This is a genomic window from Xanthomonas sp. WHRI 1810A, from assembly GCF_040202885.1.
In the GTDB taxonomy this organism is placed as follows: Bacteria; Pseudomonadota; Gammaproteobacteria; order Pseudomonadales; family Pseudomonadaceae; genus Aquipseudomonas.
Genome location: NZ_JBEGED010000010.1, coordinates 63017 through 71528 on the forward strand (window position 1 = coordinate 63017; position 8512 = coordinate 71528).

The following is an 8512-nucleotide window of genomic DNA, read 5'->3' on the forward strand; positions in this document are numbered from 1 at the left end:
CTCCACGAAAGACCGGTTACTTGCGCTGGATGATATCGAGCGCATTGCCGGTGAAACTCGCCAGTGGATTGCCCAGCGACAGCAAGCTGAAGAACGTTTGCCGTGCATCGCTTGGGGTAAAGAAGAAGTTAGTGACCTCTTTGCTGTCTTTCGCCAGCTTGTCCACTGCTTTTCGGGCGACGCGGTGGACGTGCTGATGCACTTCATTGAGGTGCACAGCCGACGTGCTGATACCTAACTGCCCAGGATTCTCCCGAGCCCAGTTCAGTACGATTTGATCCTGCCAGTTGCTGTCCATTGCATGGCAGATGAAGCGGGTAGCGACACCCACCGGGTCAGCACTTTCGTCGCCTTCCCAGCCGTCGATCATGGCCTTGCCGACCTGGAGCACCGCTTCTTTAGCCAGCAATGCGGACAGTTCATGCAGCGGGTGGTCGTCGTGATCCTTGGACAGCTGGGAGTGACTTGGATCAGTAGAGCCGCTGGTGTTGGGATCTTCGATATTCGTCTGGTGCTCGCTGACCCGGTTCCCCGCCAGACGCAGGAATTCGCGCATCATCGCGTTGAACGCGTTCAGCAGCATTTGTGCTGGAAGACCCACAAACCACAGGAAGAACTCGACGTATTCGGAACCCTGCCAGCTTGCCCATTTATCCCGGGCGACGAGGAAGGATTCAAATGTCTGCAGATACACCGGGTTCTCATGCTCACCGAGGATGATCAGCATCATCTTGTCCCATTCCGAGCGTTGGCCTTCACGGGTCGGGTCGAATTTGAGGCTGCGCTCGGGGAAGAAAATATCGCCGACTACCCCCGCCATGCTCGCGACCACATCCAGCGAACCGAACGAGCCGGTGACCAGCGGCAGTTCCCATTTGCAGGGCGCCTTCGAGGTCCATGGCAGCACGCGGGTGTAGCCGACCTTGATCAGGCTCAATTCGACGAAATTGGAGTGCGCGAAAAAGTCTTCCAGGATGTGCAACGCAGAGCCAAATGTCTTCAGCCCGTCATCGGTGCGCCCCTGATCAAGCGCCGTGGCGAGGCTATGACGCATGGTTTCCACGGAGCGATAGATATAACGCTTCATGGACGTGTCTGGGTCCACTTCGAGCAGTGGATCACCCGGCAGCACATAGGGCTCAAAATCGGCGTCGCGAGTGGTGGGGTCGATGGCATTTGCGATGGCATGGACCCTGGGATTGTCGATGTGCTCGCTGGGTCGATACACCCCCAGACGCTCAGGGGAGACGTTGGCCAGGCCCGGTTTGCTTCTCAGGTGGGCAAAGCTGCGAATTGACAGGATGTCAACGATTTGCGTCAACGCCTTGCGCGAAAAGACAGTCGTCAACTGCCTGGGCATGTTTTCGGCGCGTACCAGTTTCGGATCCAGCAATTGTGAGTAATCGCGCATCCAGTTGCCGAAATAAACGGTGCTGCGTTCTGCGGTATTCATGCCCAGTGAGCGCAGGACGTTCTCGATATTTTCGTGGGTAAACTTGCCCGGTTCGCCAGTGCCGGCCTCGAACCCCTCGCGCGGGGCATCCGTCACGATGTCCGGCGAGCGAGGGTTGGCCTGTGTGGCCACGATGTGCTGCAAAGCCGGTGGCAGATCAATGACCAGCGTAATCGAGGCGGTTGCCGGTACGCGGTAAGTTGCGATCTGCGCCTCTTGCATGTCGTCCGGGTGGTGAATGAGGGCCATGCGCTGTGCGTAGCGCAGCCCTTCTTCTCCTGCCGAATCGCGAGCGGCGCCGGCATTGCCTTCCTGCGCCGCGACGATGTCCTGGCGCAGCACGTTATCCACATGATGACCAAATTCGTGCATGAGGATCGACAGTAATTCCCAGCTGCGCTCCGGTCGCGTCAATGCGCGTTCAATGATGTCCGGGTGAAGACGGATGGTGCGGTCCAGGTTGTCGTACTCGGCCACCTCAACGTCCGCGTCGACGACATAGCCGGGCATCGGAAATTGCTGGGTGAGCAAATGCCCTTGGAGCGTCAAGTGATGGCGGGGGGCGATGTCATAACCGAAGATCGCCGCCATGGTCGCCGCAAAACGGGCAGGTTCTGCTCGCTGTGCAAATGCGCGCAGTTGGTCTAGGGCAAAGCGGCTTTCAAGGCAGCGGGTGTCTCTCGGTGTGACGGGTGGGTGTTCGAGAAGCGGTGTCAGGGTGCTGTTCGCCGACGAGGGAAGCGTAATTGAATTCATCCGTGATTTCCTTTGAATGAGCGACTGCCTGATGGCCCGCGGGCAGGTGCCCGTTGGCGTTGTAATGCGCAGTGCTTGAGGGGTTATGCGATGAAGTTTACGTATTGGCTGGTAAACGAAAATAAGCGGATTCGTGTCGGCGTGTAGGCTGGAGGTGCTGCGTCAAAGCGGTTGTGGCGACAGGGACATCGGAATAATGGTGCAGCGCAAGAAGGAAGGCGGCAACGTCGATGCGCTGCCACCTGATGCGTCAAGGCGTGACGACTTCGATCACGCCGTCGGCGGTGACGCTGACCTCTGCCGTGCCGGCTTCGACATCCGGGGTCGGCGCCGCTGCGTCGCTGCGCGCGGCTTTCATCATCATCACCGGGGCGCGGGCGTACGGCTGCGGGTAGCCCGAGGTGTTGAGGTTCAGGTTGACCAGTTTGTAGGTGCTGCCGCCCAGCGCCTCGGTGACCAGTTGCGCGCGGGTTTTGAAGGCAGCGACCGCGTCCTTGAGCAGCGTGTCTTCGCTGGCCTTGCGCGCGGGTTTGGAGATGGAGAAGTCCATGCCGCCCATTTTCATGTCCTCGCCCAGCAACTCGCCGGTGAGTTTGGACAGCGTGGCGAAGTCGGCGCTTTCCAGTCGCAGCTCAGCGCGTTCACGCCAGCCGGTGATTTTCTGGCCCTTGTCGTCGTAGATCGGGTAGCTGTTGCGATTGCCCTGGCGAACGGTGATTTCCTTGACCTGACGGACCTTGCCCAAGGCTTTGTTCAGGTTTTCGGTGATCTCGGCGGCCAGCTTGGCAGGGTCGGTGTTTTGCGACTCGCTGTAGAGCGTGACCATCATCAGGTCGCGCTGGACCTCCTGATTGACCTCGGCGCGGACCGACACCTGATTGTAATGAACCGCGTCATCGGCCAGGGCGGGGAGGCTGGCGAGCATTGCAGTGCTGACGGCGACGAGAGTGGCAAGCGGGCGACGAATGAACATGGAAACTCCTTGTTGTAAGAACCTTGGGCGATGGCTCGCCGGACGGATGCCAATGAGACTGTAATCGTTGGGGCTTGTTCCTGCAGACGGTTTACGAACCGCCCCGTGGGAGGGAGCTTGCTCGCGAAGGGTCGGTCTAGGTGACACGTCATTCGGACTCCCCCACCGCATCGCGAGCAAGCTCCCTCCCATGCAGTTTGCGGCGAAAGGCAATCCGGCAGATGTGGCGCTTTGACGCACTTTCGGTGTATTGGGCCCGCCATTGGTTATACTCGCTCCGACACGCCTGGAGCGCTCATCAGGAGAGCTCATGCTCGCCCCCGTTCAAATGCTTTCCGCCACCCGCCAGAATCTCTGGCGGCTGACGTTCGTCCGCGTCCTGGTACTGGCCGCGCAAGCCGGATCCGTCGGGTTTGCCTACCTGTTCGACCTGCTGCCGCTGCCGTGGCTGCAACTTGACGTCACCCTCGGTATCTCGGGCATTGTCTGCCTGCTCACGGCCTTACGCCTGCGCACCTCATGGCCGGTGACCGAGCTGGAATACGCCGTGCAGCTCGCGTTCGACCTGTTTATCCACAGCGCACTGCTGTTCTTTTCCGGTGGCTCGACCAACCCCTTTGTTTCTTATTATCTTGTGCCGCTGACCATTGCTGCGGTGACGTTGCCGTGGCGCTATTCGCTGATCCTGTCCGGCATCGCCCTGGCGCTGTACACCCTGATGCTGGCGCAGTTCTACCCGCTGGCAGCCTTCGCAGCCTCCCGCGAGAAAATGCAGATTTACGGCATGTGGCTGAGTTTTGCGCTGGCGGCCTCGGTGATCACCTTCTTCGCCGCGCGCATGGCCGAAGAGTTGCGCCGTCAGGAGCAGATGCGCGCCTTGCGTCGGGAGGAGGGCGCTCGCGACCAGCAATTGCTCGCCGTGGCGACCGAAGCGGCAGGCGCTGCGCACGAACTGGGCACGCCGCTGGCGACCATGAGCGTGCTGCTCAAGGAAATGCGCCAGGACCACCATGACCCGGCACTTCAGGAAGACCTGTCCATCCTCCAGGACCAAGTCAAGCTGTGTAAGGAAACCCTGCAGCAACTGGTGCGTGCGGCCGAGGCCAACCGGCGCATGGCGGTGCAGCAGCAGACTGTCAGTCACTGGCTTGACCAGGCGCTCAATCGCTGGCACCTGATGCGCCCGGAAGCCAGCTACCGTTTCCAGCGGCTGGGCCAGGGCGAATTGCCGATGATTGCGCCGCCGCCCGACCTGACCCAGGGCCTGTTGAACCTGCTGAACAACGCCGCAGACGCGTGCCCCGAAGGGCTCGAAGTGAATCTGGACTGGAACGAATACGAAATCTGCATCAGCATCCGCGACCATGGCGCCGGCGTGCCGCTGGCGATTGCCGAGCAGATCGGCAAACCGTTTTTTACAACCAAGGGCAAGGGCTTTGGCCTGGGCCTTTTCTTGAGCAAAGCCAGCGTCACCCGCGCGGGCGGCTCGGTGAAACTCTATCCGCACGAGGAAGGCGGCACGCTCACTGAGCTGCGCCTGCCCCGTAAAGCACGAGGAGATGAAGCATGACTGACGACATCCAGGTTGAAGGCGAAGAGCTGCCACATTTGTTGCTGGTCGACGATGACGCCACCTTCACCCGCGTCATGGCACGGGCGATGGCCCGGCGTGGCTTTCGGGTCAGCACCGCAGGTTCGGCGGAAGAAGGCTTGACCCTGGCCCAGGGTGATATCCCGGAATACGCAGCGGTCGATCTGAAAATGGAAGGCGACTCGGGGCTGGTGCTGTTGCCCAAGCTGCTGGAACTGGACCCGGAAATGCGTGTCCTGATACTGACCGGTTATTCCAGCATCGCCACGGCGGTGGAAGCGATCAAGCGCGGCGCCTGCAACTACCTGTGCAAACCGGCCGACGCCGACGACGTGCTGGCCGCCTTGCTGTCCGAACACGCCGATCTCGACACGCTGGTGCCTGAAAACCCGATGTCCGTGGACCGCCTGCAATGGGAACACATCCAGCGCGTGCTGACCGAGCACGAAGGCAACATTTCCGCCACTGCGCGGGCGCTGGGCATGCATCGCCGGACCCTGCAACGCAAGCTGCAAAAGCGGCCTGTCCGTCGCTGAGGACATAAAGATTAATTCATGGAAGATCGTGGGTAGCGTCTGGCACATTGAGCCGTCGCTACTAAATACCTGCCACTGAGCCTTAACCATGAATGTGAATGCCGAACAAACCTCGGTCAACGACACCGTGTCAGGGAGTTTTTTTCCCCGTGTCTGGAAACTCGTCGCACCCTACTGGCGCAGCGAAGAAAAAGGCATGGCGTGGGTGTTGTTGATCGCCGTCATCGTGCTGTCCTTGTTCAGCGTGTTTATCTCGGTTCTGGTCAACAGCTGGTATCGCGACTTTTATAATGCGCTGCAGAACAAAGACCTCGCTGCCTTCACCCATCTGATCCTGTACTTCTGCGGGATTGCCGCGATTGCCATCCTCGGCGCGGTGTACAGGCTGTACCTGACGCAGATGCTTACTATCCGCTGGCGTCGCTGGCTCACCGAGCAGCACTTTGCCAAGTGGCTCGCGCACAAGAATTACTACCGGCTGGAGCAGGGCGGTTACACCGATAACCCTGACCAGCGGCTGTCCGAAGACCTCAATAACTTCACCTCCGACACCTTGAGCCTGAGCCTGGGTCTGTTGCGCACCGTGGTCAGCCTGGTGTCGTTCTCGGTCATTCTGTGGGGCGTGTCCGGCAGCATCGAATTGTGGGGCATCACCATTCCCGGCTACATGTTCTGGGCCGCGCTGATCTACGCCGCCGTCGGCAGCTGGCTGACGCACCTGATCGGCAAGCGCCTGATCTCGCTCAGCAACCAGCAGCAACGCTACGAAGCCGACATGCGTTTCTCCCTGGTGCGTGTGCGTGAAAACGCCGAGAGCATTGCTCTGTCCAACGGCGAGGCCAATGAGAACGAGCGCCTGAGCAGCCGTTTCGGCATGGTCTGGAGCAATTTCTGGACGATCATGAAGGTGCAGAAGCGCCTGACATTCTTCACCGCCGGTTATTCCCAGATCGCGATCATCTTCGCCTTCGTCGTGGCCGCCCCCCGTTACTTCGCCGGCAAGATCGAATTGGGCGAGCTGATGCAGATCAACTCCGCGTTCGGCAACGTGCAGGAGAACTTCAGCTGGTTCATCGACGCGTACGCCTCATTGGCCTCGTGGCGTGCCACCAGTGATCGTCTGTTGAGCTTTCGTCAGGCCATGGACGAGAACGAAGCCCGCGTCCCGGCCATCGACGTCACCCATGAGCAAAATGCGCTGCGTCTTGAGGGCCTGGATTTGTCCGTAGCCGGCGGTCGTCAACTGCTGACCAACGCCAATGTAAACATTGCCGAAGGCGACAAGGTCATGCTCAGCGGTCGTTCCGGCAGCGGCAAAAGCACCTTGCTGCGGGCAATGGGTGGGTTGTGGCTCGACGGTCACGGGGCGGTGAAGTTGCCGGCCCAGCGTTCGTTGTTCCTGCCGCAAAAACCGTACTTGCCCATCGGCACATTGCGTGAGGCCTTGAGTTATCCACAGGCGCCGGAGGTGTATCCGGCCGAGCGCTTCGCCGAGATTCTCAAGACTTGCCGCCTCGACCATCTGGTCCCGCGTCTGGACGAAAGCAATCACTGGCAGCGCCTGCTGTCCCCGGGCGAGCAGCAGCGGGTGGCCTTCGCCCGCGCGCTGTTGTACGCACCGCAGTGGTTGTATCTGGACGAAGCGACATCGGCCATGGATGAGGAAGATGAAGCGGTGTTGTACCAGGCTCTGATCGATGAACTGCCGGGCTTGACCCTGCTCAGCATCGGGCACCGCAGCAGCCTGAAGCGCTTCCACGGCCGCCACTTGCGCATCGACGAAGGTCAGCTGCGCGAGCAGCCGGTGCCGGAGCCTGTGGCATAACGCGGGCCACTTGCAGCCCCTTTTGGTTAATAGGCTCGCCGGGTGTGATCGTACAACCCGGTGAGCTATGATTAGCCCTTCACCGTATTAGAGACGCATGTTGGATATGGAAAATCAGAGTGCTCCGCCTCGCGCCCGCCGAAAGCATCGCAGCCTGGCCCAAGAGCTGGTGACCGAACTGTCCGAGCGCATTCGCAGCGGGCTGTTGAAGCGCGGTGACAAGCTGCCGACCGAGTCCGCGATCATGGAAGAGCAGGGCGTTAGCCGCACCGTGGTGCGCGAGGCGATCTCGCGTCTGCAGGCCTCGGGGCTGGTGGAAACACGTCATGGCATCGGCACCTTTGTACTGGACACTCCGAGCCCGAGCGGCTTTCGCATTGACCCGGCGACCATCGTCACCTTGCGCGACGTGCTGGCGATTCTGGAACTGCGTATCAGCCTGGAAGTCGAGTCAGCCGGGCTGGCCGCGCAACGGCGGTCTGTCGAGCAGTTGGCTGACATGCGCGCTGCACTGGATGCGCTGAACGAGGGCGTGTCCCATGCCAGCGACTCGGTCGGTCCGGATTTTCAGTTTCACATGGCGATTGCGCTGTCGACCGGCAACCGTTACTTCACCGATATCATGAATCACCTGGGCACCAGCATCATTCCCCGCACCCGGTTGAATTCCGCGCGTATCGCTCACGACGACCATCAGCACTACATGAACCGCCTGAGCCGCGAGCACGAAGAAATCTACGACGCCATTGCCCGTCAGGACTCCGACGCCGCCCGCGCCGCGATGCGCCTGCACCTGACCAACAGCCGCGAACGTTTGCGCCATGCCCATGAAGAGGCTGAGTCGCAAAGGGCTTGAGCGAAGCGGCTGCGCTTCTGCCCGCAGGGCGTGGGAGCCTGGCTTGCCGGCGATCTAGCGCGAAGCGGTAGCAAAACCTGTCGATGTGGTTTGCCTGACACACCGCAATGAATGATTGACGACCGGTTCCCGGCCGATCGCTGGCAAGCCGAGCTCCCACGCCCTCCGGGCAGACGCGGGTGTCGTAACTGGCAAACCACCACCTATCTGCCCACACATTGCTTCTGCCCGCAGGGCGTGGGAGCCTGGCTTGCCGGCGATCTAGCGCGAAGCGGTAGCAAAACCTGTCGATGTGGTTTGCCTGACACACCGCAGTGAATGATTTACGGCCGGTTCCCGGCCGATCGCTGGCAAGCCGAGCTCCCACGCCCTCCGGGCAGACGCGGGTGTCGTAACTGGCAAACCACCACCTATCTGCCCACACATTGCTTCTGCCCGCAGGGCGTGGGAGCCTGGCTTGCCGGCGATCTAGCGCGAAGCGGTAGCAAAACCTGTCGATGTGGTTTGCCTGACACACCGCAG

The 8512-nt window shown here is 60.7% G+C and carries 6 protein-coding genes; 4 read left to right on the forward strand and 2 right to left on the reverse strand.

Annotated features, from left to right (window positions below; genetic code table 11):
• Nucleotides 1-16 precede the first annotated feature (16 nt).
• Both ABQX22_RS15945 and ABQX22_RS15950 read right to left on the reverse strand, forming a co-directional pair.
• Nucleotides 17-2209 (reverse strand): HET-C-related protein, encoded by a 2193-nt coding sequence (locus tag ABQX22_RS15945; protein ID WP_349800825.1) that lies wholly within the window; start codon nt 2207-2209, stop codon nt 17-19.
• Nucleotides 2210-2459: 250 nt separating this feature from the next.
• Entirely contained in the window at nt 2460-3182 is a 723-nt protein-coding gene (locus ABQX22_RS15950; RefSeq protein ID WP_349800826.1) for an SIMPL domain-containing protein, read from the reverse strand.
• Nucleotides 3183-3492: 310 nt separating this feature from the next.
• Here ABQX22_RS15950 and ABQX22_RS15955 point away from each other — a divergent pair, with 310 nt between their 5' ends.
• From ABQX22_RS15955 to ABQX22_RS15970, 4 genes are all read left to right on the forward strand, one after another.
• Nucleotides 3493-4752 (forward strand): ATP-binding protein, encoded by a 1260-nt coding sequence (locus ABQX22_RS15955; protein ID WP_349800827.1) that lies wholly within the window; start codon nt 3493-3495, stop codon nt 4750-4752.
• Nucleotides 4749-5309, forward strand: coding sequence for a response regulator transcription factor (locus ABQX22_RS15960; protein WP_349800828.1), 561 nt, complete (start codon nt 4749-4751; stop codon nt 5307-5309). Before ABQX22_RS15955 ends, ABQX22_RS15960 begins: the two co-directional genes overlap by 4 nt.
• Nucleotides 5310-5397: 88 nt before the next feature.
• Nucleotides 5398-7134: an ABC transporter ATP-binding protein/permease gene (locus ABQX22_RS15965; RefSeq protein ID WP_349800829.1), complete on the forward strand. Its 1737-nt coding sequence runs from the start codon at nt 5398-5400 to the stop codon at nt 7132-7134.
• Nucleotides 7135-7231: 97 nt separating this feature from the next.
• Nucleotides 7232-7990, forward strand: a complete 759-nt coding sequence (locus ABQX22_RS15970) for a FadR/GntR family transcriptional regulator (RefSeq protein ID WP_349800830.1) — start codon at nt 7232-7234, stop codon at nt 7988-7990.
• Nucleotides 7991-8512 lie beyond the last annotated feature (522 nt).

What these genes read in the sequence shown, in the direction of transcription:
- ABQX22_RS15950 (WP_349800826.1), bottom strand. Translation starts at nt 3,182, where the DNA reads ATGTTCATTCGTCGCCCGCTTGCCACTCTCGTCGCCGTCAGCACTGCA.
- ABQX22_RS15955 (WP_349800827.1), top strand. Translation starts at nt 3,493, where the DNA reads ATGCTCGCCCCCGTTCAAATGCTTTCCGCCACCCGCCAGAATCTCTGG.
- ABQX22_RS15970 (WP_349800830.1), top strand. Translation starts at nt 7,232, where the DNA reads ATGTTGGATATGGAAAATCAGAGTGCTCCGCCTCGCGCCCGCCGAAAG.
- ABQX22_RS15960 (WP_349800828.1), top strand. Translation starts at nt 4,749, where the DNA reads ATGACTGACGACATCCAGGTTGAAGGCGAAGAGCTGCCACATTTGTTG.
- ABQX22_RS15945 (WP_349800825.1), bottom strand. Translation starts at nt 2,209, where the DNA reads ATGAATTCAATTACGCTTCCCTCGTCGGCGAACAGCACCCTGACACCG.
- ABQX22_RS15965 (WP_349800829.1), top strand. Translation starts at nt 5,398, where the DNA reads ATGAATGTGAATGCCGAACAAACCTCGGTCAACGACACCGTGTCAGGG.